This is a genomic window from Pseudomonas sp. LS2P72 (genome assembly GCF_054897865.1).
In genome coordinates this window covers 5,065,982-5,088,008 of record NZ_CM142708.1, presented here as the reverse complement: position 1 = coordinate 5,088,008, position 22,027 = coordinate 5,065,982, and the positions used below count along the sequence as shown (strand labels likewise).

Genomic DNA, 22,027 nt, shown 5'->3' with positions numbered 1-22,027 from the left:
GTTGTAGGGGGACTCGGTGAACGTTGAGTGCACTTGGGGGTTTGAGAGGCAAATCAACCATTGCAAACGGCGTAATGGCTGATCCCCCAGGTCTCGTCAGTGGCTCGAACGACCGGTCATCTCCAGCGCCATTTCGCTTGCATAGCTGTCGGTCATGCCTGCGATGAAATCAATCATCCGTAGAAACGAGGCGTGCAATGAACCGTGAGGATCGGGCGCATTGTTACCCAACAGGTCGAGGACCCGGCGACTCTTGAAGGATGGCGTTCGACCGTTATGCTGTTCCAGTGCCGCGCCGCAGAAGGCGTTGAGCAGGATTTCCAGCGTGGTGTAGGCGCCGATTTCATGCAGAGTCTTGCGCTTGTCCTGGAAGATTTTTTTCCGCGCCATGTCCTTGGCATTCAGGACGCAACGCTTGGCAGGGCCGTGCATGTGCTCCACCAGATCACCGGGCAACGTGCCGGCCAGCAACGCGTCCTGTTGCTCGACAAAGGCCCGGGCGGCGGCGTTGGTCAGGTGTTCAATGGCTTTGCCTCGCAGGATCGCCAGTTTGCGTCGGCGCGAATCCTGTGGACCGAGCTGGCGATAGGTTTCCGGCAGATCGTCACCCACAAGGTCCAGCAACAGGGACTCGACTTCGGCGTACTCCAGCAACTCCATTTCCAGACCGTCTTCCAGATCGATCAGCGCGTAGCAGATGTCATCGGCAGCCTCCATCAGATACACCAGCGGATGTCGCGCCCAACGCTGTTCCTCGAGTTGCGGCAGGCCGAGTTTATGGGCGATTTGTTCCAGAAGCGGCAATTCGCTCTGATAGCAGCCGAACTTGTGTTTCTTGTAGCCCAGAGAATCCGCGTGTTTTGCCGTCCATGGGTACTTCAGATAAGTACCCAGCGTGGCGTAGGTCAGTCGGGTGCCGCCATCGAACTGGTGGTATTCCAGTTGGGTGAGTACCCGGAAGCCTTGGGCATTGCCTTCGAAATTGAGGAAGTCATTGCGTTCGACTTCGCTCATTGCATCCAGCCAGCCACGGCCGGCGGCTTGCTGGAACCAGTGGCGAATCGCGTCTTCGCCGGAATGGCCGAAGGGCGGATTGCCGATGTCATGGGCCAGGCAGGCCGATTGCACCACCATGCCCAGGTCGCTGGGCTCGCACCAGTCAGGCAGGGCGCTACGGATGGTTTCGCCGACGCGCATGCCCAGCGAACGGCCGACGCAGCTGACTTCCAGCGAGTGGGTCAGGCGCGTGTGGATATGATCGTTGCTGGTGACCGGATGGACTTGGGTCTTACGCCCGAGGCGGCGAAACGCGCCCGAGAAAATGATCCGGTCGTGGTCTTTGTGGAAAGGGCTACGGCCGAGTTCTTCCGGGCTGTGCAGAGGCTTTCCGAGGCGTTCGCGGGTAAGCAGGGTTTGCCAATCCAAGGCGGGTTCTCTCCGTCAGGTGTTTGATTGCGTAAGCTTCCGGCTTCGCGTCCGGACCTGCAAGCGGAACTACAACCCGGCGGCGTCGATATCGACCTGTGGCGGTATCGATGAACGGTTCTCGGATAAAACCTGTTCACCAGGTAGGCACGCAGGATTGAACCCCTCGATAAAGAGGTTCAATCCGATTTTGCAAGAATGCAGCCAGATAACGGCCTTAGTGGTTACGCGAAGAGCCTTGCATGACCAGCTTGATCAATGGTCCCAGCGTGGTACCCAGACGAACCAGTCGAGTCAGGCTGCTGACGCCACCGCTCTTGGCGCCCTTACCCGTCAAAAAGCCCAGCAAGGTGACGGCTGCCACACCCCAGAGTGGAGCGTGTTTGATGCCGAAGCCATCTTGCAGGTTTTGCGTCATCCCGCGCACACGCTGCAAGGGTTGCAGCAGTTGCGCGGATTCGTGACGGATTTCCTGACGATGCATTTCCATGCGCAGGCGGATCAGCGCCTTGCGCATTTCGGTGCGCGAGCTGTTGTGAGGCAGTTCAGGCAGTCTCATGGCAGCAAACGCTCCCGATCGTTGGCCAACTCTTCCAGGGTGCCGTGGAAGGGTGAGGATTCATCGAAAATCGCCGCTCTCAAGCGCATCGCACAGAAAATCGCCGCGAGTGTGTAGAAAACACAGAGCCCGATGATGGCCGCCAGGCGATAGGTGTCCCAAAACAGGATCAACACCAGCGTCGACAACCCCACCAGCAACAGCAAGGCAAAAACCAGCGCCAAGCCTGCGAACAGCAACAAGCTTACCGTGCGGGCTTTTTGTTCCTGCAATTCGATGCCGAACAGTTCGACATGGCTGTGCAGCAGTCCAAGAAACGCGGCACCCAGGCGCCGCGGTGAGGAGCTTGGGCCCGTCGCGGACGAGCCGGATTCGCCGATCGCCATATCAGCGCCGAGTGGCCAGCAAGCCAAGCAGGAAACCCACGCCGGCCGCGATCCCGACCGATTGCCATGGGTTGGCCTGGACATAGTCTTCGGTGGCGGTAACGGCGGCCCTGCTGCGCTCGCGCAAGGAGTCTTCGGTCAGTTTCAAGGTTTCGCGCGCACGCAGCAGACTGTCGTGGATTTGCTCGCGCAGCTCATCAGCCTGATCGCCGGCCAGCGTTGCGGTGTGTTCGAGCAACCGTTCGGTGTCGCTGACCAGAGTCTGAAAATCGGTCATCAGGATTTCTTGAGCAGTCTTTGCCTTGATGCTGGCCATGGGTGGATCTCCGTAAGTGGCTTCTGAAGCGTTCGAGTATGAGCCTTGCGCGAAGGTTCAGTACAAATGACTGGTACAACTTTTGCTATGTCGTGGTGCGTCTGCCTGCGCTGTTGCGCTGTTGCTGGGCGGGACTCGAGCAAAACCTTATCTCAAATAATGAAAACTCGCGCAAAGGTTCCAACCTTGTGCGCCAAAGTGGCTCATCGGGATCCATCTGCTGATCCTGGCAAGTCGCAACTTGGTGCATGAATTGTCTGCGCGAACTGCTTTGGTGCTTTTTAGCCTTCAGGTCTGCCAACCCCATGGAAAATCTGCAAAGCGCTGTGGACAATCTGGTCCATAGCTCCAATACGTTGTTCATTCTGATCGGCGCGGTCATGGTGCTGGCGATGCACGCCGGTTTCGCCTTTCTTGAAGTCGGCACGGTTCGACAAAAGAACCAGGTCAATGCCTTGTCGAAGATTCTCAGCGACTTCGCCATTTCGACCCTGGCCTACTTCTTTATAGGCTATTGGATTTCATATGGGGTGACCTTCATGCAACCGGCGGCTGTGATCAATGCGGATCATGGCTATGGGCTGGTGAAGTTTTTCTTCCTGCTGACGTTTGCTGCGGCGATACCCGCAATCATTTCCGGCGGTATCGCCGAGCGCGCCCGGTTTGTCCCGCAGTTGTGCGCAACGGCACTGATCGTGGCGTTCATCTATCCGTTCTTCGAGGGCATGATCTGGAACGGCAACTTTGGCTTGCAAGCCTGGTTGCTGGAGCGCTTCGGCGCCAGCTTCCATGATTTCGCCGGCTCGGTGGTGGTCCACGCCATGGGTGGTTGGCTGGCCCTGGCGGCGGTGTTGTTGCTCGGGCCGCGCGATGGCCGTTATCGCGAAGGGCGATTGGTGGCGTTCGCGCCCTCAAGCATTCCCTTTTTGGCGCTGGGGTCGTGGATCCTGATCGTTGGCTGGTTCGGTTTCAACGTGATGAGCGCGCAAACCCTGCAAGGTGTCAGCGGACTGGTGGCGGTGAACTCGCTGATGGCCATGGTAGGCGGTACCGTGGCGGCGTTGATCGTCGGGCGCAATGACCCGGGTTTTCTGCATAACGGCCCGCTGGCCGGACTGGTGGCGATCTGTGCCGGTTCCGATCTGATGCACCCGGTGGGCGCGCTGATCACGGGCATTATCGCCGGCGCATTGTTTGTCTGGTGCTTCACTGCCGCTCAAGTCAAATGGCGCATCGACGATGTGCTGGGGGTTTGGCCGTTGCATGGTTTGTGTGGCGTCTGGGGCGGGATCGCCTGCGGCATCTTCGGCCAGAGCGCGTTGGGTGGGCTGGGCGGCGTGAGTCTGATCAGCCAGTTGATCGGCACCGCACTGGGGGTAGTCGTGGCACTGGCCGGCGGTTTTGCTGTGTATGGCGCGATCAAGGCGTTCCATGGTCTGCGCCTGAGTCAGGAAGAAGAGTATTACGGCGCGGACTTGTCGGTGCACAAGATCGGCTCGGTCAGTCAGGACTAGGTCTCTTCGTCGTCAGCGCCTGGATAGAAACCGTGCAGCAGACGATAGCGGTCGTGCCGAATCTGGTCGGCCCGTTCCTGTACCTGATACGCAGGTAATCCCAGCATGATCAGCGCGTGGGAGGCGAGCATCAGGCTCGACTCCAACAGTTCGGGCACGACTTCGCTGGCGCCGGCTGCCTTCAACTCGGCCAGTTGGCTGTCGTCGCGCGTGCGCACCAGAATCGGCACGGTCGCGTTGAGTCGCCGCGCTTCCTTGAGGATCAGCAACGCGATGTCGCTCTGATCCACGGCGATCACCAGCAGTCTGGCGCGCTCCAGCCCTATCGCGACCAGCAGTTCACCACGGCGTGAGTCGCCATAATGCACACAGGTTTCACCAACGGCGGCTTCGTGGACCCGCACCGGATCGGTATCCAGTGCGATGTAGGGTTGCTGCGCGTTGCGTAGCGCGCGGCCGATTGACTGACCTACACGACCGTAGCCACATATAACGACATGGTTGTGTAACCCGGCATTGAGCGCGCTGATTTCTTCCAGTTTCGCTTCTTCGTTGGGTTTGCGATGCAGGCGTGTGGCGATGTGGGGCGCGGCGCGCAGCAGCAATGGAGTGACGAGCATTGAACAGAAGGTCGCCGCCAGCAGCAGACCGCCAAAATCCGCGGGCATCAGTTCGTTCTGCTGCATCTGTGCCATCAGCGCAAAGCAGAACTCGCCGCCCTGGGCCAATGCGAGGCCGCTGCGCCAGGCGGTTTCGCCATCGCTGCCTCGCCATTTGACCAGTAGCGCAACGACGCTGCCCTTGAGCAACAACAATCCCAGGGTCAGGCCGAGAATCAGCAGGCCGTGGCTGGCGAACAACTGCAAGTCGATCAGCATGCCGATACTGACGAAGAACAGCCCGAGCAGGATGTCGCGGAACGGGCGGATGTCGGCCTCGATCTGATGCCGGTAGTGGCTTTCCCCCAGCAGCATGCCGGCGAGAAACGCACCCAGGGCAGGGGAGAGACCGAGCAGGTGAGTCAGCCACGCCGTCAACAGAATAATGACCAGCGCCAGTAGCACGAACAGTTCCGGGGAACGGGCAGCCGCCACTTCATGGAACAACCGCGGCAGCAGCCAGCGACTGGCCAGCAGCAGACCGACGAACAGCACCACTGTTTTACCCAGCGTCAGTGGCAGCGCCCAATACCAGGCCTGGTCGCTGCTGCCAGCGAACACGGGCACCAGAGTCAGTAGCAGCACAGCCACGACGTCCTGGAACAGCAACACGGCAATGGCATTCTGGCCGTGACTGCTGAAAATCTCGCCGAGACTGCTCAGCTCTTTACTGACAATGGCCGTGGAAGACAGCGACAGGCCGGCGCCGAGTAACAGCGCAGGCGTGATCGACATACCGAGCAGCATCAGCAAACCACCTAGCAACATCCCGGAACACAGCACCTGCAGACTGCCAAGCCCGAACACCACTCGGCGCAACACGAGCATTTTCGACAAGGAGAACTCCAGACCAAGGGAGAACAGCAGAAACACCACGCCCAACTCGGCGAGGTCCGGCAACTCTTCGCTTTCATTCACCCAGTTGAATGCAGTTGGCCCGACGATCAGCCCCACGCACAGGTAGCCCAGCACCGGTGGCAATCGCAGGCGCTGGAACAGTGCAATCACCACCAGGGAGGAGGCGAAGATGATCAACAGATTGGCAAACACAAAAACTCCCGTGATGGACGCTGGCAACTCAAGCGTAGAGGCAAATAATCCGTGAGCATCGCGCAATGGGTATTGAAGACGACTGATGTGCGTCAGCGTATTGCCACGATCCGTTGTCGTTATGGCCCAAGGGTAGAGCATTCAACGGCTCGACGGCTTTTCAGGGCAGGCCTAGAATGATGACTTAAATTTTTCGGTTGAGCGCTCATGCTTCCTGAATGTCAGCTGTTCGGCACCCTTGGGTGCCATCTGTGTGAAGTGGCCGAAGCCATGCTGATGGAGTTTGTCGAGCGCGGTCTGCTGGTGGAACTGGTGGATATCGCGGACGACGAAACATGGTTCGAAGCTTACAGCCTGCGTATTCCGGTATTACGGCGGGTGGATACTGGCGCGGAGCTGGGCTGGCCGTTCAGTGCCGATCAGGTCGTGGCGTTCCTGCGTTAAGCGGTTGTTGCGGTGGCGATGTTCCGCCTGTCGAACGTTGCGATGGATCCCCTTGGCTTTACCGGTACTGATCGGATACTGTATGCGCATACAGTTATTCGTGATGCCTGCCTTGTACCCCTGGTTTTCGGGTTTGGGCAGGCGGTCCGGGCGTGAGAGGGATGAATCGTGGTCAATGTCGAACAATTGAAGAACAGCGTGAACCGGATGTCGGCAGACGTGGTGCGCGAGGCTGTCCTCGAATTGCGTCTGGATGGCTTGGTGACAGAAGGAAAAACTCCCTTCAATAAACTGCATTTCAATACCTGTTTTGCCGAAATAGAAGCCTTGTTCCAGCGCGCGGGTTATCACCGGCAGCTGGATGTCGTGGGCTATCAGGGCTTGTTGTATGCGCTTTATGATCCTGGTCGCTGGGAGGCAGTCGATGTGCTGCGCTGGCTCAAGGAGTTCACCGAAGCGGCGGCGCGCGCGCAGATACCGGCTTGAGGATTCTCTTCTAGGTTCGCTCCGGCCGCTGTTGGATAATGCTGCCCTGTATTGAGGGTCAGAACTTTCGTATGTCCATTTCATCTTTTTCTGCTGCGCACAACCAGGCCAGCACGCTCTACTTGCCGCCTGGTCCGTGGCAGACCGTACTCGATTGTCTGTGCGAACACTTCAGCGCCATCGGTCGTGAACAATGGCTGGACAGAATCGCTCGCGGTCGTGTCCTCGACGGTCACGGCATGCCGATCGCCCTTGATCTGCCTTACAAGGAAGGCTTGCGGATTCATTATTTCCGTGAGGTGCCGGACGAAAAGCCGATCCCGGTGGTCGAGTCGATTCTGTACGCGGATGAGCATCTGGTCGTGGCGGACAAGCCACATTTTCTGCCAGTGACTCCGGCGGGTGAATACGTGGAGCAGACCCTGTTGCGGCGGCTGATCCGTCGACTCGATAACCCGCATCTGGTGCCTTTGCATCGCATTGACCGGCACACAGCGGGGCTGGTGCTGTTTTCCGCCAATCCTCAGAGCCGTTCTGCCTATCAATCGTTGTTTCCTACACGACAGATCGAAAAGCGCTACGAGGCCATTGCCCGAGCGTTGCCTGAACTCTCTTTTCCATTGGTCCATAAGAGCCGACTCATCGATGGCGAGCCTTTTTTCCGCATGCAGGAAGGTCCGGGCGTCAGCAATACCGAAACGGCTGTCGAAGTCAGGGAGAAGAACGGTGACCTCTGGCGTTATGCGCTTTACCCGGTGACGGGCAAGAAACATCAGTTACGGGTACACATGACAGCCTTGGGCGCCAGCATCTGCAACGACCCGTTTTATCCGCAGGTCCTAAAGGATGTTCAGGATGACTATGCCAATCCTTTGAAACTGCTCGCTCAGGGGCTACGGTTCGTGGACCCGGTCACCGGCCAGGAAAGAGCATTCGAAAGCAACATCACCCTGCAGTGGTGATCACGAAGTTCAGCGAGTCTGTTGATCTTCAGCCACGAAAAAGCCCGCATAAAGCGGGCTTTTTCATATCCGGTTGTTACCGCAAAATTACAGCTCTTTAACGGTACGAACCTGATCCTTGTTGATGCGGGTCTGCTTGCCATCCAGTTGTTCGAATTCGTAGAAACCCGAATCCGTATCGAACTTTGGCGCGTCGACAGCCTGGATTTCTCGACCGTCATTCAAGGTGATCACTGTAGGCGATGCGCAGCCGGCGAGGGTAGCGAGGCCCAGTGCGAGCATGAAAGTGGCGAGGGTCCGTTGAGTCATGAGTGTGTCTCCGAATATGAATTCTTTTGGTTACTGAGCTTGAGACGTGTCCAGCGCGTGCAAGTTCCTTCTCCTGTCAGTCTGACACAGAGTTGTGGGCACTTAACAGTTCTGGTGTGTTGAGGTTGGCCAGGCGTGGGTCATTGTCGGGGCATTGCAGGGCGGTAGCGCCCAGTTTGCGCATGAGGCGACCCGGACTGCGCTCACCGTCGTCCCAGGCACTGTCGAATTCGGCCGAGAGCGCCACGGGGATGATGCACAGCAGAGGTTCCCAATGTTCGCCATGGCGCAGCATCAGCGGTTGGTCCGGGTGCTGGCTGGCGGAGTCGCGCATGCTGTTGAGTAGGGCGGCGTCGATGCGCGGTACGTCACACGGCAGTACCAGCAGATGTGTATGGCGGGCGGCCTTCAGGCCTGCACGAATACCGGCCAGGGGGCCAGGAAAGTCGCCTTCATCGTCATGAACCAGTTGGTCGGCGTAGGGCGCGTACTTTTCCAGGTTTCTGTTGCAGGAGATGATCAGGTCATCGCTTAGTGAACGGGTCTTGCGGTGCAAGTGGGCAATCAATGGCTCGCCATGCCATTCCAGCAGCCCTTTGTCCTGACCGCCCATGCGTTGGCCACGTCCACCTGCCAGGAGCAGAATGGAACAGGGCGGCAGATGTGTATTCGAGGTCATGGCAGGTCTCCATGGGGGCGGCGAAAAAATGAGGCGCTGTGATATAACACCGGGCTGTTTCTCCTACAACTGGATGAGCCTATGAAAGCCAAGGCTGATGTACCTTTCGCACCGCTCAACATCGCGGTGCTGACGGTCAGCGATACCCGTACCCTGGAAACCGATACCTCAGGCCAGGTCTTCGTCGACGGTTTGAGTGCTGCCGGCCATAACCTGGCGGCCCGGGTTCTGCTCAAAGATGATCTCTACAAAATTCGCGCGCAAGTCGCCAATTGGATTGCCGACGATGTCGTGCAGGTGGTGCTGATCACTGGCGGTACCGGGTTCACGGGACGCGACAGCACTCCGGAAGCGGTGACTTGCCTGCTGGACAAACAGGTCGACGGTTTTGGTGAGCTGTTCAGGCAGATATCGGTGGCGGATATTGGCACCTCTACTGTTCAGTCCCGTGCACTGGCCGGCCTGGCTAATGGCACGCTGGTCTGCTGCTTGCCAGGTTCGACCAATGCCGTGCGCACCGGTTGGGATGGCATTCTTGCCGAGCAGCTGGATTCGCGGCACCGCCCGTGCAACTTCGTCGCTCATCTCAAACAGGCGGCACCCTGTGAATCCCGCGGGTAAGCCAGGCAAGACTGGCAGTCTGATGGCTGTCGAGGTGGCACTGGCACGCTTGCTGGCAATGGCCGAAACTTCACCGATTTGTGAGCGTGAACGCTTGCCATTGGCGCAGGTTCAGGGCCGGGTGCTGGCCGATGACCTGGTTTCGACGCTTGATCTGCCACCTTGGCCCAACAGTGCCATGGACGGTTATGCCCTGCGCGTGGCCGACTGGACTGGAGAGCCACTGGTGGTCAGCCAGAAGATTTTTGCCGGTCAGGCTCCGGAGCCCTTGAAGCTTGGCACCTGTGCACGAATCTTCACCGGTGCGCCAGTGCCCGCAGGTGCAGATTGCGTCGAGATGCAGGAAAACGCCGAGGTTCAGGCGGATGAGCGAGTACGTTTCACCGAAACCATGGCCCCAGGACAAAACATTCGTCCTCAAGGCCAGGAAGCTACTGTCGGTGAGTTGATACTGCCAGCCGGCACGCGCCTCGGGCCGATCGAACAGGGGTTGGCTGCTTCGCTGGGATGCGCAGAGCTGGACGTGATTCGCAAGGTTCGCGTTGCTGTTCTGTCCACCGGGGATGAACTGATTGAACCGGGTCAGGCCCTGGGGCCGGGACAGATCTACAACAGCAATCGAGTGTTGCTGTGCAGTTGGTTGCAGCGCCTGGGCTGTGAGGTGATCGATGCCGGAATTCTTCCGGATGATTTAGCGACCACCCGCACTCAACTGGGTGAATTGAAAGATGTCGATCTGATCCTTTCCACCGGTGGTGTCTCGGTGGGAGAAGCTGACTTTCTGGGCATTGCCTTGCGTGAAGAGGGCGAGTTGACGTTGTGGAAACTCGCCATCAAACCTGGCAAACCGCTGACATTCGGGCATTTTCGCGGCGTACCTGTGATTGGTTTGCCTGGCAATCCGGCTTCAACGCTGGTGACCTTTGCTTTGTTGGCAAGGCCCTATCTCTTGCGCCGACAGGGTGTAAAAGAGGTCGAACCCCTGAAGTTTCAGGTGCCTGCAGGGTTTGCATGGCCAAAAGCAGGCAATCGACGCGAGTACTTGCGCGGCCGTCTGGAGAATGGCCGGGCAATTATCTACAGGAATCAGAGTTCGGGTGTACTGCGTAGCGCTGCCTGGGCTGATGGTCTGGTTGAGGTGTTGGAGGACCGCACGCTGATCGAAGGTGACAACGTGAGCTTCATCCCGCTGAGCGAAGTCCTGAGCTGACTCCTGTCGTTGGCTTACTGAGCAAAACCCGGTTGATCAAACCGGGTTTTGCGTTCATGGCTTACCCTTAACGAGCCAGGAGTGTCACGAGCTGGTCGAAACGGCTGTTGGCGATCCAGGCCAGAACCCCGATGACGACGGCTGCTCCCATAGCCGAATAGGCAAGCCGGTGTTTTATGGATTTGACGTCACTACGGACTTCATCCATGTCTCGTCGGATGTATTTGAGGTGTGTCTCCAATTCAACGACGCGAGATTCCATAGCAGCTTCTCCAATGGGCTTTGCGCTGTTTTTGAATTCAGCGTGATGATCGGCGCGTTTTTCGGCGAACGGTACGACCGGAATGACCGTTGACCTGATCTCTTGGCTTTGCATGGCACGTCCCTGTGTAGTTGCTGCTGATGTTTGATAACTGCAGGCGCCAAGGTGTACCAATCGCATGGAGCGGTCAATTGAGCCGATTCCTCACATCTTGTAAGAAAAAGTCCCGCCTTGTAGGACGCCATACTGCTCGACTTCAAATAATTCAAAATTCTTGCAACTTTTATAGGGAGAGATGAGGTCAACATCTCCCATACGGAACTCAATCATGGGAGTGACCACTAATGAGCGAACGCAAGGCGCTGTTGATTCTGCATGGCAAGCAAGCGCTCAACGAGGCGGTTCGTTCTGCCGTTGCGGACAAGCGCCAACAGGGTTGGGAGCTGGCCGTTCGAGTGACCTGGGAAGCGGGCGACGCACAGCGTCTGGTAGATGAAGCACTGGCGGCAGGCTACACGCAGATCATCGCCGGTGGCGGTGACGGGACCTTGCGCGATATTGCCGAGGCCATGGCGGCGCATTCGACGAAGGCCAGTCTGGTACTGATGCCGTTGGGGACCGCCAATGATTTTGCGCGTGCCGCCGGCGTGCCTCTGGAGCCCGAGCAGGCGCTGGAACTTCTCGACATTGCGCCGAGCGCCATAGATCTGGGGGAGGTCGGCGGGCAGGTGTTCCTGAATATGGCCACGGGCGGTTTTGGCAGTCAGGTCACGGCAAACACCTCGGAGGACTTGAAAAAAATCCTCGGGGGCGCGGCTTACCTGTTCACCGGTTTATCGCGCTTCAGTGAGTTGCACGCCGCCTATGGCGAGTTGCAGGGGCCTGATTTCCATTGGAGTGGCGAGTTGTTGGCATTGGGCATAGGCAATGGCCGACAGGCCGGCGGTGGACATGTGTTGTGTCCAGAAGCGCTGGCTGACGACGGATTGTTGGACATCAGCATTCTGCCTGCACCGCAGGAAGTCGTCGGCACCTTGAAAACCCTGCTGGCGGATGGCTTCGGCATCGACAACATGTTTGTGCGAGTCCGGTTGCCATGGGTCGAAATCAAGGTCTCGGAAGGCCTCTACATCAACCTCGATGGGGAACCTCTGGAAGGTGACAGCTTGCGTTTCTCGACACGTCCAGCGGCACTGCGCGTGCATTTACCTGAAAACTCGCCGCTGCTGGGGTCATCACAATTGATCAATCATCCAGGCTGATGATCTGCTCGCGAACGGCGAACAACACCAGGCCCGCCACATCGTAGATCTGTAAGCGCTTCATGATCTGCGAACGGTGGGTTTCAACGGTCTTGATGCTGAGGCCCAGGCCATTGGCAATTTCCCGGGTGGATTTTCCGCGAACGATCAGCCGAAGAATTTCCAGCTGACGCGCGGTCAGGTTGTGCGAGTCGGCAGGTTCGGGCTGGTTTTTCTGCGTTCGGGTCAGCGCCTGGTTGATGACGGTGTGGGCGATGGCCGGGCTCAGGTAGCGCTCGTTATTACGCAAGGCATCCAGGGCATGTTCGAGCTCGGTAGCCGTGGTGTCCTTGAGCAGGTAGCCATGTGCACCGGATTCCAGTGCTTGCATGATGAGTGCTGGATCAGTGTGCATCGACAGGATCAGCACCTTGCTGTGCGGGCGTACTCGCTTGAGTCGCTGCAATGCGTCAAGGCCACTGGTTTCCTTCATGGAAATATCCAGCAGGATGATGTCGGGGGACAGTTGCTCGACCATATCGAGCAACTGCGAGCCGTCATTGGCCTCACCGATTACCGCGTAGCCGGGAATATCCAGTACCAGAGCGCGCACGCCTGCCCTGATAAGCGAGTGGTCATCCACCAGAAGTAAGTTACAAGTCAACGCATAACCTTATTCGTACTGGCCCGTTCGAGTGCACGAGGCGCCCAGGGGAAGAGTGCTTCGATTTGAGTGCCTTTGCCCGGCTCGCTGGTCACGCTCAGTGTGCCTCCCAGCTGATTGATCCGTTCCGACATCCCTGCCATTCCACGTTGCCCCTCACGACCTGGATCGGTCGCTGGTGCGAATCCCAGGCCATCGTCACTGATCAATAGTGTCAGGCCCTGAGGCTGACGTTGCAGGCGGACCAACAGATTTTTCGCTTCGGCATGGCGCAATATATTGGTCACCGCTTCCTGAGTAATTCGAAAGGCGGCCAGGGTCATTTCCTCCGGTATACCGGTCAATCGCTGATGGCATTCCAGGCTCCAGTGCACCGGCGTGTTGGCCAGCGTCTTGAGTAAATGCGCCCGCAGACTGGCTTCCAGCCCGAGACTGGTCAGCTGCCTCGGATTGAGAATGGCCGATACGTCTCGCACTTTGGCGAGGGTTTCCTCCAGCGTGTCGCAGAGCACCGCACACTGGTCCTGAAGTTCTTCGGGCATTCGGCGTTTGAGCCAGTCGCTTTGAAGTTTTGCCGCAGTCAGCAATTGGCCGATGTCGTCATGCAGTTCCCGACTGAGCCGGTGGCGTTCGTTTTCCTGAACCTCCAACAGCCGGTCAGCCAACTCCTGGGGTTGAAACTTTATCGACTTGCGCGAAAGACAGTACTGCACCCAGACGCAGGTCAATGCCGCAATATTGAGCACCAGCAGACTCAACGGCAGGGGAGTGGACAGGCTGTAAATCAGCAGGCAGCCAAGCGCCGAGCAGGTACACAACACAAGCGTGACCAGGCGCGCGTTTTTTCGGGAGAGTGGCTTTAGGGTGATCGACTTGAGGCTGGCGTACATAGCGGATGGAGCCAATGGATGTTCGCTGCGGGAAGACCGGGCAATGTGGATGACGGGTCTCTGTCTGGAGTCACTCTGCTATTAATTGACGTCAACTAATGGGCGGCATAATACCACTTAAGATACCCTTGGTCGCGTTTGGTATATAAGTCTGCCGAGCCAGTAAACAGGCGTTTATGGACAGCAGTTCCATAATGGAAAAAGTTGGCTGGCAAGAATGGATTATTTGTTTCGAGTTGTCGTAAGCGCTGTGGAATATTCAATTGCGACATGAGCCCGCTAACGTTGAGAGGCAATCATGGCAATGAAAACTCGCAGCACGGCATAGAGGCCCGATAATTCAGGCTTGCCGACCTGCAAAGGAAACGAGTGTGAACGGTTTGGAATTAGCGGGGAGCTGAAACTGACTGTGTCCGACCTGAAAGGCGAAGGCTTCGATCAAGGAGGTCTGTTCGCTGTCATCAAGGCTGAGTTGGCCGGTCTTCTGATCGATAAGCTCGAGTTGCCAGGCGATCAACGTCAGGCAGTCTTTCAGCGCACTCAAGGCCTCGTCGTGTAGATCCATGTGATTCTGGGCATGGCTCAGCAAACCATGGATGTGCAACGAAAATTCCGAAACGGCTGCAAGAGCGAGGGCATCAGCCTTGTTGGCCAGTTTGAGCAGGGTGCTCAGCATGCAGTCGATGGCATCCTTGTCATTGCTGATCAGTTGCAAATGACTCAGGCATTCCTCGGTTTTAACCAGGAGTATCTCTGCTTCGACGAGAAATTCAGGGAGCCGGTGAGCCCATTCGTTACGATCGTTCGGCATGTTTATCTCCACAACGTCATGTCAAATGCGGGAATGTCGTGTGTGTCGACGGGAACGGTCTGAGTCCCCGCATTGCCATGCCGTCGTGAGATCGCGCGCCGGCCTGTCTGGCTGCAGGCTGGGAAACTCGATAGGGTGGATGGCCACTTACCTGCGATCGCACACAAAAGCCTGACTCCGTTCATGCAATGAGAATGGCGTCACATTAATGGCTATTGGATATTGCGAATATCAGGTTGGGCCTGATTGTTACTAGGGGAATCCCTTACACGGGGGAACCAACCGAACGAAACGAAGTCTCGCGGCAGGCAATGGGGCAGATGAAATCGCCTGGCCAGTAAAGCATGATGTTAATGTGACATCAATGTTTGGTCGTGGCATTTTACACGGGGGTCAAGGTCCGGCGAAAACAGCCGATAACCCGCTTTAGTGAATTCATCAGAACAAGCCCAGGAGTCATTGATGGCCGGCATTCTCGACACGGTAGACCAACGCACGCAACTGGTGGGTGAGAATCGCCTGGAAATTCTCATGTTCCGGCTGGCCGGACGTCAATTGTTCGCGATCAACGTCTTCAAAGTGCAGGAAGTGCTGCAACTGCCGAAGCTGACCCTGATGCCCCAGCGTCATCCGTTTGTCTGCGGCGTGGTTAATCTGCGTGGCCAGACCCTGCCGGTGATCGACCTGTCCCAGGCCATCGGCATGCGTCCGCTGGTGCCAAGCCCGACCAGTACGATCATCGTTACCGAGTACAACCGTTCGGTGCAGGCGTTCCTGGTCGGTGGTGTGGACCGCATCGTCAACATGAACTGGGAAGCCATTCTGCCGCCGCCGGCCAGCGCCGGTCGTCAACATTACCTGACGGCCATCAGCAAGGTCGACGACCAGTTGGTGGAAATCATCGACGTCGAAAAAGTCCTGGCGGAAATCGTCCCGTACAACGCCAAGGTATCGCGCGACAAACTCGACGATCCGGTTCTGGAACGTGCCCGTGGCCGTGAAGTGCTGCTGGTGGACGACTCGAACGTGGCCCTGTCGCAATTGCGTGACACCCTGGGTCAGTTGGGCGTGAAGATGCACATCGCCAGCGATGGCTTGAAGGCACTGAACATGCTCAAGGCCTGGGCCGATACCGGTGTGAACATGACCGACAAACTGCTGATGATCTTCACCGACGCGGAAATGCCGGAAATGGACGGCTATCGCCTGACCACGGAAATCCGCAATGACCCGCGTCTGCGAGGCCTCTACGTGGTTCTGCATACCTCGTTGTCCGGCAGCTTCAACGACTCGATGGTGAAGAAGGTCGGCTGCGACAACTTCCTCTCAAAATTCCAGCCGGACAAACTCGTCGATGTGGTGCGCCAGCGCTTGATGCTCGATGAAGTGCCTGCCTGACCACTATCAAGGACTGACCACATTCCCTGTGGGAGCGAGCCTGCTCGCGATGAGGCCCTGTCAGCCACCCTTCTGGTTACTGACACACCGCTATCGCGAGCAGGCTCACTCCCACCATGTATGCAGTGTCCCGTTCTCAGGCTTTGATTCAATCAGCAAGCTCGTATAGGGTGGCGTTTTTGCCCACAGGGAGCTGGCCATGTTGCGTCTGAGCGCGCTTTACCGTTATCCGTTGAAATCCGGCAAGGGCGAGATCCTGCAGCAGGTCCGCCTCGACAAGCTGGGCCTGGACGGTGATCGACGCTGGATGCTGGTGGACGAAGCCAGCGGGCGCTTTCTGACCCAGCGTGCGGTGGCGCAGATGAGTCAGCTGTCGGCATTGTGGAATGCCGACGGTGGCTTGACCCTCGGTGCGCCGGGCCGCTCACCGATCGATATCGCCTTGCCCGCCAGCGACGCGGAACTGCGTGGCGTGACCATCTGGCGCGACACACTGCGTGTACCGGATGCCGGTGACGAGGCGGGTGCCTGGGTCAGTGAGTTCATTGGCAAACCGACTCGCCTGGTACAAGTCCCTCTTGATCGCGCACGGACCACCCAGGCCGGCTATGGCAAGGACGACGATCAGGTGGCCTTCGCCGATGGCTTTCCGTTGTTGCTGATCGGACAGGCATCGTTGGAAGACTTGTCGCAAAAAGTCGGCCGCCCGCTGGAAATGCTGCGCTTTCGGCCCAACCTGGTGATCGAGGGCAGCGAAGCGTATGCCGAAGATGGCTGGAAGCGCATTCGCATCGGCGATGTCGAGTTCCGGGTGGTCAAGTCGTGTTCACGCTGCATTTTGACCACCATCGACCCGCAAACCGGCGAACGCAGCGAAGATCGCGAACCACTGGCCACGTTGCAGAAATACCGTTCCGAGGCCGATGGTGCGATGTTCGGACAGAACCTGGTCAACGATAGCAATGGCCAACTTGAGGTCGGTATGCCGGTGACCATCCTGGAATAAGACCATCTGAATGACTGCTCTTGAACAAAAAAATGCCCGTGTCCAAAGACGCGGGCATTTTTTTGTCGCTGTGAAACCCAGGGGTTTAGCCGCGGTATTCGCACAGGTAAGCGGTGTCGACGGCCACTTTCAGCTGGAATTTGCTGTTGGCGGGCACGTTGAACTGGCTGCCGGCGGCGAAGGTTTCCCAGTCGCTGCTGTCTGGCAGTTTGACGGTCAGGGCGCCGGACACCACGTGCATGATTTCACGCTGGCTGGTGCCGAATTCGTACTCGCCCGGTGCCATGACGCCGATGGTCGCAGGACCTTCAGCGGTGCCAAAGGCGATCGACTTGACGGTGCCGTCGAAGTACTCGTTGACTTTAAACATGGGCGATTCCTCGAAAAGGGCTGAAAAGGGCTGAAAAGGGCCGGCCAGTATGCACAAGGCCCATGCCGGCGTCACCTCTCTAAGACGGAAGAACCAGTGGCAATAATCGTGCGGTATTGCGCGCATCTTCCAGCGCCCGATGTTGTTGGCCGCTGAACTGCATGCCCGCCAGTTGCAGCGCGCCGTTGAGCCCCAGCGGGCGCTCCAGCCGGCGAGCCTTGGCAAAGCGCTGTTTGAGGTTCATGTGCGGCACTCGGCTCAGGGCGCTGTCGAGTTGCAGTCGCTCCCACTCCTGAACCAACTGTTTGCGATCGTAATCGCCCCAACTGACCCAGCCTTCGAGGCGCGAGTGATGCTGGCCGAGCCAATGCTCGAACGACGCCCAGACCTCGCTCAGAGGCTGCGCGGCGTCGATGTTGGCCTGGGTGATGTGGGTCAGTTGCCGGCAAAACGGCGTCAGCAAGGGCCGACGCAGCGGCCGGACGAAACGCTGGAAAGCATCCAGTTCGCGCCCCTTGCGGTCCACCAGGGTGGCGCCGATTTCGATGATTTCCATTTCTGTTACTGGCCAACCACCCTCATCGGTGGTGGCTTCTAGATCAATGACCAGCCAGTGAGGCATCGCAGGGTTCCTGGTATCCGCGTCCTGATAGGGCTTGAGCGTAGCCAAACCCGGCGGATCCGCCTAGCGGCTTATTCGACCTCCAACAAAATCTGACGATTTTTCACCTGATCGCCCACCCTGACCTGCAAGCGCGTGAGCACGCCGTCGATGCCCGACTTGAGCGGATGCTCCATTTTCATGGCTTCCAGCACGACCAACAACTGGCCTTTACTGACCGGGCTGCCTTCAGTCACCAACACGTCGACGATCGCCCCGTCCATCGGAGCCTTGAGGGTGCCGGTGCCGGTGCTGACGCTGGCCTGGCTGTTGACCAGCGCCTGTGTCCGGTCCACCAGCCGCACACTGCCGGGACGGGTGAACAGCCAGAGTTGCCCGGCCTCAAGACGGTAAGCATGACGTCGCCGGACACCGTTGATTTCCAGGCTGGCCCAGCGTCCGTCGCACTGGATGACCTTCAATTCAAAGGGCGTTGTGGCGACTTGAATCCGATACGGTTCACCCGGCACAGCGTTCAGTTCCACTGGCCAATCCTGATCCTCAAGGCCGATTCGATAGTGCAAGGGCACGCTGGCGTTGTTGCGCCAACCGGCCAGTGGCGCGTGATGAACCCGCGCCGAAGCTTGATAGAACAGCGCCGCTGCGATGGCCAGTTCTTCGGCGCTCGGCACATGCGCATGCAGGCAGGGATGCTCGGCAAAGTGTGCCGGGATGAACCCGGTGCTGAATTCGCCACTGATGAATTGCGGGTGTTCGAGCAGGCTGGCGAGCAAGCGCTGATTGCTTCGCACGCCGAGCAGCACGCTGTCCTGCACCGCCCGCAGCAACTGGCGCCGGGCTTCTTCGCGAGTGGCGCCGTGGGCGATGATCTTGCCCAGCATCGGGTCATAAAACGGGCTGATTGTCTGGCCTTCGATCAGGCCATGATCGATCCGTACGCCGCCCTGCAACGCAGGCTCCCAGGCGGAGATGCGGCCAGTTTGTGGCAGAAAACCGTTTGCCGGATCTTCGGCGTACAAACGGACTTCCATGGCGTGGCCATTGAGCTGGACCTGCTCCTGTCGTAAGGGCAGAGGCAGTCCTTCGGCGACGTGCAGCTGCCAGGCCACCAGATCGAGGCCGGTGATCAATTCGGTCACCGGGTGCTCCACCTGGAGTCGGGTGTTCATCTCGAGAAAATAAAACTGCCCGCGCGCATCCAGCAGGAACTCGACGGTGCCAGCGCCGACGTAATTCACTGCGCGCCCCGCCTTGAGCGCCGCTTCGCCCATGGCTTGGCGCAGTTCGGCGGTCATCACCGGGCAGGGCGCTTCTTCGATGACTTTTTGATGGCGACGCTGGATCGAGCAGTCGCGCTCGCCAAGGTAGATCAGGTTGCCGTGCTGGTCGCCGAACAGTTGAACTTCGACGTGACGCGGGTCGATCAGCGCTTGCTCGAGAATCAGTTCGTCACTGCCAAACCCGTGCAGCGCTTCGGAGCGGGCGGTGCGCAGTTGTTCGAGCAAATTATTGGCCTCGTGCACCAGGCGCATGCCACGTCCGCCACCGCCGGCACTGGCCTTGATCATCAGTGGATAGCCGATGCGTGCGGCTTCGCGGCTCAGGGTTGCTTCGTCCTGTTCTTTGCCCTGATAACCTTTGATGCACGGCACACCGGCTTCGAGCATGGCGAGTTTCGACAGGCGTTTGCTGCCCATCAGTTCGATCGCTTCGGGGCTGGGGCCGATGAAGGTAATGCCGGCATCCTGGCAGGCGCGGGCGAAGCCGGCATTTTCCGAGAGGAAGCCGTAGCCCGGATGGATCGCGTCAGCGCCCGTGCGCCGGGCGGCGTCGAGAATGGCCGGGATATTCAGATAGGACTGCTGCACCGGGGCCGGGCCGACGTTCACGGCTTCGTCGGCCATCTGCACATGCAGGGCATCGGCGTCGGCGTCGCTGAAGATTGCGACCGTGCGATAGCCCAGGGCCTGGGCAGTGCGCTGGATGCGGCAGGCGATTTCACCGCGGTTGGCGATCAGGATTTTTCTGAGTCCGGGCATGGGTTCTTCCCTTTGTTTTGCGGTGAATGTGATGGCCCCATCGCGGGCAAGCCTTGCTCCTACAGGGTTTGGGATTGAATCACCGTGGTGGGATCGACCGTGAACCTGTAGGAGCAAGGCTTGCCCGCGATGCTTTTAAAGGGCCCAGCCCGGTTTGCGTTTCTGCACGAAGGCCATGGTCCCCTCAATACCTTCAGCCCCGGTCACCGCCTCGCTGAACCAATCGGCCGCTTCATCCAGCAACGCATTCGACGGTTGTCCGGCACTCGCGAGCAGGAGCTTTTTGGTCGTCGCATTGGCCTCCGGCGCGCAGCACAACACGTGGGCCAGAATTTCATCGAGGCGCTCGGCCAATGCTTGCGCGTCATGCTCGACAAAATGCACCAGTCCCATGCGCCGTGCGTGTGTGCCATCGAAACGTGCCGCGGTCAGCGCCAGTCGGCGCGTCTGGGTCAGGCCGATGCGCTGCACCACGAACGGCGCGATTTGCGCTGGCAGCAGACCGAGGCTGGTTTCCGGCAGACCAAATTGCGCCTGATGATCGGCCAAGGCGACGTCGCTGACGCAGGCTAGACCAAAACCACCGCCGAGCACCGCGCCTTGCAGCACCGTGATTACCACTTGTGGTGCGTGTTGCACCTCTTGCAGCAGCGCACCGAACGCGCGATTCAAGTCGCGATAGGCGCTCGGGCCTTGAGCGCGTGCGTTGGCCATGTCCTTGATGTCGCCGCCGGCGCAAAAGTGCCCGCCGGCACCCCCGATCACCAAGGCACGAATCTCACGGTCATCGCGCACGGCCAACAGCACGGCACGCAGTTCCGCGACCATCAACAGGCTCATGGCATTGCGGCTTTCCGGGCGGTTGAGGGTGATGTGCAGAACGCCGTTGTGCGATTCAAGCAGCAAGGTCTGGCAAACCGGCAAGGTGCTCATTTCTTTTTCCCCGGCAGAATGCCCATGAGTTTGCAGATAATCCCCAGCATGATTTCGTCGGCACCGCCGCCGATCGACACCAGCCGCACGTCACGGTAAGCGCGGGCCACCGGGTTGTCCCACATGAAACCCATGCCGCCCCAGTATTGCAGGCAGCTGTCGCTGACTTCCCGGCCCAGACGCCCGGCCTTGAGTTTGGCCATCGACGCCAGGCGGGTGACGTCCTGGCCTTTGATGTATTGCTCGGTGGCCTGATAAACCAACGCCCGCAGGCATTCGATTTCGGTTTGCAGTTCGGCCAGTCGGAAGTGGATGACCTGATTGTCGATCAGCGCACTGCCGAAGGTTTTGCGCTCCTTGCAGTATTCGATGGTGCTGTCGATGCAGTACTCCAGGCCCTTGATCATGTTCGCCGCGCCGAACAGCCGTTCCTCCTGGAACTGCAGCATCTGCATCATGAACCCCGCGCCTTCATGGCCGATGCGGTTGCGTTGCGGCACGCGCACGTTGTCGAAAAACACCTGAGCGGTTTCCGAACTGCGCATACCGAGCTTGTCCAGGTGCGAGCTGAGGCTGATGCCCGGCGTGTTCATCGGCACCATGATCAGAGACTTGTTGATGTGCGGTTTGTCGTCCGAGGTGTTGGCCAGCAGACAGATGAAATCGGCGCTCGGTGAGTTGGTGATCCACATCTTGCTACCGTTGATCACGTAGTCGTCGCCGTCCTTGCGGGCGGTGGTTTTCAAACCGGCCACGTCGGAACCGGCGCCGACTTCGGAAACACCGATGCAGCCGACCTGCTCGCCAGTGATCGCCGGCCGCAGGAATTCTTCACGCAGTTCATCGGAGCCAAAACGCGCCAGCGCCGGGGTACACATGTCGGTCTGCACGCCAATGGACATCGGAATGCCGCCGCAGTGGATGGTGCCGAACTCTTCAGCCGCGACGATTGAATAGCTGTAGTCGAGCCCCATGCCGCCAAACTTTTCCGGTTTGGAAATCCCCAGCAGGCCGAGGTCGCCGGCCTTGCGGAAGATCTCGTGGATTGGAAAGCGCCCGGCCTTTTCCCATTCCTCGACGTGAGGATTGATCTCATGATCGACGAATTGGCGGACGGTGCGGCGCAGTGCTTCGTGTTCCTGGGTGAAGATCATTTTTATTGTTCTCCTTA

Annotated in this window: 25 protein-coding genes; 9 read left to right on the top strand and 16 right to left on the bottom strand. The window is 58.6% G+C overall.

What is annotated here, in order from left to right:
- Positions 1 to 96: 96 nt before the first annotated feature.
- The 4 genes from ACYZUA_RS23340 to ACYZUA_RS23325 all read right to left on the bottom strand — a co-directional run bounded on the left by ACYZUA_RS23340 (position 97) and on the right by ACYZUA_RS23325 (position 2,686).
- The gene (locus ACYZUA_RS23340) at positions 97 to 1,425 is read right to left on the bottom strand and encodes a deoxyguanosinetriphosphate triphosphohydrolase (RefSeq protein ID WP_150656983.1); all 1,329 of its coding nucleotides are present in this window, start codon (positions 1,423 to 1,425) and stop codon (positions 97 to 99) included.
- Between the two features lie 217 nt (positions 1,426 to 1,642).
- Positions 1,643 to 1,984 carry a hypothetical protein gene (locus ACYZUA_RS23335; RefSeq protein ID WP_309676667.1) on the bottom strand — a complete coding sequence of 114 codons (342 nt, stop codon included), beginning with the start codon at positions 1,982 to 1,984 and terminating at the stop codon, positions 1,643 to 1,645.
- Positions 1,981 to 2,370, bottom strand: coding sequence for a phage holin family protein (locus ACYZUA_RS23330; RefSeq protein WP_008145878.1), 390 nt, complete (start codon positions 2,368 to 2,370; stop codon positions 1,981 to 1,983). Before ACYZUA_RS23330 ends, ACYZUA_RS23335 begins: the two co-directional genes overlap by 4 nt.
- A 1-nt stretch (position 2,371) precedes the next feature.
- On the bottom strand, positions 2,372 to 2,686 hold the full coding sequence (locus tag ACYZUA_RS23325) for an ElaB/YgaM/YqjD family protein (RefSeq protein ID WP_461960787.1): 315 nt from the start codon (positions 2,684 to 2,686) through the stop codon (positions 2,372 to 2,374).
- 305 nt (positions 2,687 to 2,991) lie between these two features.
- On the opposite strand from ACYZUA_RS23325, the gene ACYZUA_RS23320 reads away from it, so the two are divergent.
- A complete protein-coding gene (locus ACYZUA_RS23320) occupies positions 2,992 to 4,200 on the top strand; it encodes an ammonium transporter (protein ID WP_461960786.1) in 1,209 nt (402 codons plus the stop codon).
- On the opposite strand, the gene ACYZUA_RS23315 is transcribed toward ACYZUA_RS23320, so the two are convergent.
- Positions 4,197 to 5,909 (bottom strand): cation:proton antiporter, encoded by a 1,713-nt coding sequence (locus ACYZUA_RS23315; RefSeq protein WP_461960785.1) that lies wholly within the window; start codon positions 5,907 to 5,909, stop codon positions 4,197 to 4,199. The two genes, ACYZUA_RS23320 and ACYZUA_RS23315, sit on opposite strands and share 4 nt — an antisense overlap.
- A gap of 207 nt (positions 5,910 to 6,116) precedes the next feature.
- Between ACYZUA_RS23315 and ACYZUA_RS23310 the strand changes: the two genes are divergently transcribed.
- The 3 genes from ACYZUA_RS23310 (at position 6,117) to ACYZUA_RS23300 (ending at position 7,801) form a co-directional block, all read left to right on the top strand.
- Positions 6,117 to 6,353 (top strand): glutaredoxin family protein, encoded by a 237-nt coding sequence (locus tag ACYZUA_RS23310; RefSeq protein WP_111452360.1) that lies wholly within the window; start codon positions 6,117 to 6,119, stop codon positions 6,351 to 6,353.
- A 168-nt stretch (positions 6,354 to 6,521) separates the two neighbouring features.
- Positions 6,522 to 6,839, top strand: coding sequence for a hypothetical protein (locus tag ACYZUA_RS23305; RefSeq protein WP_046049178.1), 318 nt, complete (start codon positions 6,522 to 6,524; stop codon positions 6,837 to 6,839).
- Between the two features lie 71 nt (positions 6,840 to 6,910).
- Positions 6,911 to 7,801 (top strand): pseudouridine synthase, encoded by an 891-nt coding sequence (locus ACYZUA_RS23300; protein ID WP_461960784.1) that lies wholly within the window; start codon positions 6,911 to 6,913, stop codon positions 7,799 to 7,801.
- An 87-nt stretch (positions 7,802 to 7,888) separates the two neighbouring features.
- On the opposite strand, the gene ACYZUA_RS23295 is transcribed toward ACYZUA_RS23300, so the two are convergent.
- Together ACYZUA_RS23295 and mobA are read right to left on the bottom strand one after the other, a co-directional pair.
- Positions 7,889 to 8,110 carry a YgdI/YgdR family lipoprotein gene (locus ACYZUA_RS23295; RefSeq protein WP_461960783.1) on the bottom strand — a complete coding sequence of 74 codons (222 nt, stop codon included), beginning with the start codon at positions 8,108 to 8,110 and terminating at the stop codon, positions 7,889 to 7,891.
- A gap of 76 nt (positions 8,111 to 8,186) precedes the next feature.
- On the bottom strand, positions 8,187 to 8,789 hold the full coding sequence (gene mobA, locus ACYZUA_RS23290) for a molybdenum cofactor guanylyltransferase MobA (RefSeq protein ID WP_461960782.1): 603 nt from the start codon (positions 8,787 to 8,789) through the stop codon (positions 8,187 to 8,189).
- Positions 8,790 to 8,870: 81 nt separating this feature from the next.
- On the opposite strand from mobA, the gene moaB reads away from it, so the two are divergent.
- Positions 8,871 to 9,410, top strand: a complete 540-nt coding sequence (moaB, locus tag ACYZUA_RS23285) for a molybdenum cofactor biosynthesis protein B (protein WP_461960781.1) — start codon at positions 8,871 to 8,873, stop codon at positions 9,408 to 9,410.
- Positions 9,394 to 10,620 carry a molybdopterin molybdotransferase MoeA gene (locus tag ACYZUA_RS23280; RefSeq protein ID WP_461960780.1) on the top strand — a complete coding sequence of 409 codons (1,227 nt, stop codon included), beginning with the start codon at positions 9,394 to 9,396 and terminating at the stop codon, positions 10,618 to 10,620. The genes moaB and ACYZUA_RS23280 overlap by 17 nt, the downstream gene beginning before the upstream one ends.
- 67 nt (positions 10,621 to 10,687) lie before the next feature.
- On the opposite strand, the gene ACYZUA_RS23275 is transcribed toward ACYZUA_RS23280, so the two are convergent.
- Positions 10,688 to 10,996, bottom strand: coding sequence for a hypothetical protein (locus ACYZUA_RS23275; protein WP_461960779.1), 309 nt, complete (start codon positions 10,994 to 10,996; stop codon positions 10,688 to 10,690).
- A gap of 230 nt (positions 10,997 to 11,226) precedes the next feature.
- Here ACYZUA_RS23275 and yegS point away from each other — a divergent pair, with 230 nt between their 5' ends.
- The gene (gene yegS, locus ACYZUA_RS23270) at positions 11,227 to 12,144 is read left to right on the top strand and encodes a lipid kinase YegS (RefSeq protein WP_461960778.1); all 918 of its coding nucleotides are present in this window, start codon (positions 11,227 to 11,229) and stop codon (positions 12,142 to 12,144) included.
- On the opposite strand, the gene ACYZUA_RS23265 is transcribed toward yegS, so the two are convergent.
- The 3 genes from ACYZUA_RS23265 to ACYZUA_RS23255 form a co-directional block, all read right to left on the bottom strand.
- The gene (locus tag ACYZUA_RS23265) at positions 12,128 to 12,787 is read right to left on the bottom strand and encodes a response regulator (RefSeq protein WP_461960777.1); all 660 of its coding nucleotides are present in this window, start codon (positions 12,785 to 12,787) and stop codon (positions 12,128 to 12,130) included. The genes yegS and ACYZUA_RS23265 overlap by 17 nt on opposite strands.
- A complete protein-coding gene (locus ACYZUA_RS23260) occupies positions 12,784 to 13,677 on the bottom strand; it encodes a sensor histidine kinase (protein ID WP_461964094.1) in 894 nt (297 codons plus the stop codon). Before ACYZUA_RS23260 ends, ACYZUA_RS23265 begins: the two co-directional genes overlap by 4 nt.
- Before the next feature lie 340 nt (positions 13,678 to 14,017).
- Positions 14,018 to 14,488, bottom strand: a complete 471-nt coding sequence (locus ACYZUA_RS23255; protein WP_461960776.1) for a hypothetical protein — start codon at positions 14,486 to 14,488, stop codon at positions 14,018 to 14,020.
- A 462-nt stretch (positions 14,489 to 14,950) separates the two neighbouring features.
- On the opposite strand from ACYZUA_RS23255, the gene ACYZUA_RS23250 reads away from it, so the two are divergent.
- Together ACYZUA_RS23250 and ACYZUA_RS23245 are read left to right on the top strand one after the other, a co-directional pair.
- Positions 14,951 to 15,886 (top strand): chemotaxis protein CheV, encoded by a 936-nt coding sequence (locus ACYZUA_RS23250; RefSeq protein ID WP_046049189.1) that lies wholly within the window; start codon positions 14,951 to 14,953, stop codon positions 15,884 to 15,886.
- Between the two features lie 199 nt (positions 15,887 to 16,085).
- Positions 16,086 to 16,892: an MOSC domain-containing protein gene (locus ACYZUA_RS23245; protein ID WP_461960775.1), complete on the top strand. Its 807-nt coding sequence runs from the start codon at positions 16,086 to 16,088 to the stop codon at positions 16,890 to 16,892.
- A gap of 85 nt (positions 16,893 to 16,977) precedes the next feature.
- Here the strand turns inward: ACYZUA_RS23245 and ppnP are convergent, their stop codons facing one another.
- The 5 genes from ppnP to atuD form a co-directional block, all read right to left on the bottom strand.
- Complete coding sequence (gene ppnP / locus ACYZUA_RS23240) at positions 16,978 to 17,262, bottom strand: pyrimidine/purine nucleoside phosphorylase (protein ID WP_007940055.1); 285 nt, start codon at positions 17,260 to 17,262, stop codon at positions 16,978 to 16,980.
- Positions 17,263 to 17,341: 79 nt separating this feature from the next.
- Entirely contained in the window at positions 17,342 to 17,884 is a 543-nt protein-coding gene (locus tag ACYZUA_RS23235) for a 3'-5' exonuclease (RefSeq protein ID WP_461960774.1), read from the bottom strand.
- A gap of 71 nt (positions 17,885 to 17,955) precedes the next feature.
- On the bottom strand, positions 17,956 to 19,923 hold the full coding sequence (locus ACYZUA_RS23230; RefSeq protein WP_461960773.1) for an acetyl/propionyl/methylcrotonyl-CoA carboxylase subunit alpha: 1,968 nt from the start codon (positions 19,921 to 19,923) through the stop codon (positions 17,956 to 17,958).
- A 135-nt stretch (positions 19,924 to 20,058) separates the two neighbouring features.
- Positions 20,059 to 20,856 carry an enoyl-CoA hydratase/isomerase family protein gene (locus ACYZUA_RS23225; protein ID WP_461960772.1) on the bottom strand — a complete coding sequence of 266 codons (798 nt, stop codon included), beginning with the start codon at positions 20,854 to 20,856 and terminating at the stop codon, positions 20,059 to 20,061.
- On the bottom strand, positions 20,853 to 22,010 hold the full coding sequence (gene atuD, locus ACYZUA_RS23220; protein ID WP_461960771.1) for a citronellyl-CoA dehydrogenase: 1,158 nt from the start codon (positions 22,008 to 22,010) through the stop codon (positions 20,853 to 20,855). The genes ACYZUA_RS23225 and atuD overlap by 4 nt, the downstream gene beginning before the upstream one ends.
- Between the last annotated feature and the right edge of the window lie 17 nt (positions 22,011 to 22,027).

Coding starts and splice junctions, on each gene's coding strand:
- ACYZUA_RS23335 (WP_309676667.1), bottom strand. CDS start 1,984: ATGAGACTGCCTGAACTGCCTCACAACAGCTCGCGCACCGAAATGCGC.
- ACYZUA_RS23330 (WP_008145878.1), bottom strand. CDS start 2,370: ATGGCGATCGGCGAATCCGGCTCGTCCGCGACGGGCCCAAGCTCCTCA.
- ACYZUA_RS23325 (WP_461960787.1), bottom strand. CDS start 2,686: ATGGCCAGCATCAAGGCAAAGACTGCTCAAGAAATCCTGATGACCGAT.
- ACYZUA_RS23320 (WP_461960786.1), top strand. CDS start 2,992: ATGGAAAATCTGCAAAGCGCTGTGGACAATCTGGTCCATAGCTCCAAT.
- ACYZUA_RS23310 (WP_111452360.1), top strand. CDS start 6,117: ATGCTTCCTGAATGTCAGCTGTTCGGCACCCTTGGGTGCCATCTGTGT.
- ACYZUA_RS23300 (WP_461960784.1), top strand. CDS start 6,911: ATGTCCATTTCATCTTTTTCTGCTGCGCACAACCAGGCCAGCACGCTC.
- ACYZUA_RS23295 (WP_461960783.1), bottom strand. CDS start 8,110: ATGACTCAACGGACCCTCGCCACTTTCATGCTCGCACTGGGCCTCGCT.
- mobA (WP_461960782.1), bottom strand. CDS start 8,789: ATGACCTCGAATACACATCTGCCGCCCTGTTCCATTCTGCTCCTGGCA.
- moaB (WP_461960781.1), top strand. CDS start 8,871: ATGAAAGCCAAGGCTGATGTACCTTTCGCACCGCTCAACATCGCGGTG.
- ACYZUA_RS23275 (WP_461960779.1), bottom strand. CDS start 10,996: ATGCAAAGCCAAGAGATCAGGTCAACGGTCATTCCGGTCGTACCGTTC.
- yegS (WP_461960778.1), top strand. CDS start 11,227: ATGAGCGAACGCAAGGCGCTGTTGATTCTGCATGGCAAGCAAGCGCTC.
- ACYZUA_RS23260 (WP_461964094.1), bottom strand. CDS start 13,677: ATGTACGCCAGCCTCAAGTCGATCACCCTAAAGCCACTCTCCCGAAAA.
- ACYZUA_RS23255 (WP_461960776.1), bottom strand. CDS start 14,488: ATGCCGAACGATCGTAACGAATGGGCTCACCGGCTCCCTGAATTTCTC.
- ACYZUA_RS23250 (WP_046049189.1), top strand. CDS start 14,951: ATGGCCGGCATTCTCGACACGGTAGACCAACGCACGCAACTGGTGGGT.
- ACYZUA_RS23245 (WP_461960775.1), top strand. CDS start 16,086: ATGTTGCGTCTGAGCGCGCTTTACCGTTATCCGTTGAAATCCGGCAAG.
- ppnP (WP_007940055.1), bottom strand. CDS start 17,262: ATGTTTAAAGTCAACGAGTACTTCGACGGCACCGTCAAGTCGATCGCC.
- ACYZUA_RS23235 (WP_461960774.1), bottom strand. CDS start 17,884: ATGCCTCACTGGCTGGTCATTGATCTAGAAGCCACCACCGATGAGGGT.
- ACYZUA_RS23230 (WP_461960773.1), bottom strand. CDS start 19,923: ATGCCCGGACTCAGAAAAATCCTGATCGCCAACCGCGGTGAAATCGCC.
- ACYZUA_RS23225 (WP_461960772.1), bottom strand. CDS start 20,856: ATGAGCACCTTGCCGGTTTGCCAGACCTTGCTGCTTGAATCGCACAAC.
- atuD (WP_461960771.1), bottom strand. CDS start 22,010: ATGATCTTCACCCAGGAACACGAAGCACTGCGCCGCACCGTCCGCCAA.